Origin of the sequence: Pseudonocardia lutea (assembly GCF_042658055.1) — a bacterium.
Taxonomy (GTDB): domain Bacteria; phylum Actinomycetota; class Actinomycetes; order Mycobacteriales; family Pseudonocardiaceae; genus Pseudonocardia; species Pseudonocardia lutea.
Genome location: NZ_JBHSQK010000149.1, coordinates 1 through 1,912, shown reverse-complemented (window position 1 = coordinate 1,912; position 1,912 = coordinate 1). Strand labels below are relative to the sequence as shown.

Annotated in this window: 3 protein-coding genes; all 3 read left to right on the top strand. The window is 79.9% G+C overall.

The annotated features are described in order from the left end of the window. The coding region (locus ACFQH9_RS32080) for a type II secretion system F family protein (protein WP_379572226.1) at positions 1-405 on the top strand (405 nt) is incomplete at its 5' end. A 71-nt stretch (positions 406-476) separates the two neighbouring features. Next, positions 477-1,268, top strand: a complete 792-nt coding sequence (locus ACFQH9_RS32075) for a type II secretion system F family protein (protein ID WP_379572224.1) — start codon at positions 477-479, stop codon at positions 1,266-1,268. 97 nt (positions 1,269-1,365) lie between these two features. Then, complete coding sequence (locus ACFQH9_RS32070) at positions 1,366-1,827, top strand: DUF4244 domain-containing protein (protein ID WP_379572222.1); 462 nt, start codon at positions 1,366-1,368, stop codon at positions 1,825-1,827. Positions 1,828-1,912: the final 85 nt, after the last annotated feature.

Genomic DNA, 1,912 nt, shown 5'->3' with positions numbered 1-1,912 from the left:
GCCCGCCTGGGCGACGACGTGCCTGCCGCCCTGCGCCGCGGCGCCGCGGCGCGTGCGGACCTGGTCGCCACCGAGCTGCGGCGGGTCGCCGGCGCCTGGTCCCTGGCCGACCGGCACGGTGCCCCGCTGGCGGACCTGCTCTCGGGCACGCTCGCCGACCTGCGCTGGCGGCTCGCCTTCGAGGCCCGGGTCCGCGCCCGTCTCGCGGGGCCGCGCGCCACCGCGGGGGTGTTGACCGCGCTGCCGGTCCTCGGGCTCGGCCTCGGCCACCTGCTCGGCGCCGACCCGCTCGGGGTCCTGCGAGGCGGGCTGCTCGGCCAGGCCCTGCTGCTCGTGGGGACCGGCCTGCTGCTGGCCGGTCTGCTGTGGAGCGACCGGATCGCGACGGGGCCGGTCACGCGATGACCGCGCCGATGCTCGCGTGCGGGACCGCGGTCCGCCTGCCGCCGGCGGTTGCCGCACCGGCCGGACCGCCCGTGCTCCTCGCGGTCGGCACACCGCACCTGCCCGCCGGTCCGCACCTCCCGCTCGCCGTCGCGCTGCTGCTGCTCGCGGTCGCGCTGCTCGTGGGCGGTGGGCCCGGTGCACGGGCCCGGCTGGGCGTCCTGGTCGCGGCGGCCCCGGCCGCCGACGAGCCGGCTGCCCCGCTGCGTCGCGGCTGGAGCGCGGTGGGAGGGACGGTCGTGGCCGTCGTCGTCTGGACCGTGGTCGGTGGCCCCGCAGCCGGTGCGACCGGGCTCCTCGGTGCGCTCGTCGTCGGCGCGGCCGCCGCGGTGGGCTCGCACGTCCTGGTGACACGGGCCGCGGCGCAGCCCACTCGCGCTGTCGACGCCGGCGGGCTCGCCGCGGGCTGGGAGCTCCTGGCCACCTGCCTCGAGGCCGGGCTCCCGGTCCCCTCCGCCGCGGAGGCGGCGGCGGCGCGGATCGAGGGCGGCGCCGGGGCCGGCCTCCGCCGGGCGGCGGGGCTGCTCGAACTCGGGTCGCCCCCGACGGAGGCGTGGGCCGCGGTCGCGACCGTGCCCGGCCTCGAAGCTTTCGGACGCGCGGCGCGCCGGTCCGCCGAGACCGGCGCCGGGCTGGCGCGGGTGGCACGGTCCGAGGCGGCCCGGCTCCGCGCCGGCCTGACGGACGCCGCCGAGGCCAAGGCGGAGCGCGCCGCGGTCCTGATCGCCGCGCCGCTCGGCGTCTGCTTCCTCCCGGCCTTCCTCGCACTGGGCATCGCGCCGGTGGTCATCGGTCTCGCCGGAGAGGCACTGGCCCGATGGTGACCGCTCCCCCGTCCGCCCGGCCCCCGCCTCGATCCGCTCGGTCCCGGGCATCGCCCGGGCGACCCTCAGCCCGATCCCGACCCTCCGAGGAGGACCGATGTCCCTGCCCGCACCCGCCCTGCCCCGCCCCGAGCCGCGCCGCGACCCGAACCAGGGTCCGCGCAGCAGCGTCCTGCGCTGCCCCGAGCCGGCCGAGCACCGGCAGCCCCCGGAGCACCGGCGATCCGCCGAGCACCGGCCGACCCAGCACCGGCCGACCCAGCACCGGTCGCCGGACGAGTTCCGGTCGGCCGGCGTGCCGGAGGCCGCGGCGGCAGACCCCGGCCCGCCCGACCGGATCCCCCCGCTGCGACGCGTCCGGCGCGGGCTCGCCGCAGTCCTCCGCGCCGCGACGGTCCGGCTCACCGCCGACGATCGCGGCATGTCGACCGTGGAGTACGCGATCGGCACCTTGGCCGCGGCCGCGTTCGCCGCGGTGCTCTACACCGTGATCAGCGGCGACTCGATCGTCACCGCGCTGACCCAGCTGGTCCAGCGCGCCCTGTCGGTCACGTTCTGATGCGCCAGGCCGAGCGCGGCGCGGTCACCGTCGAGGCGGCGATCGCGCTCGGCGCGCTCACCCTCGTCGTCCTCGCCGCGCTCGG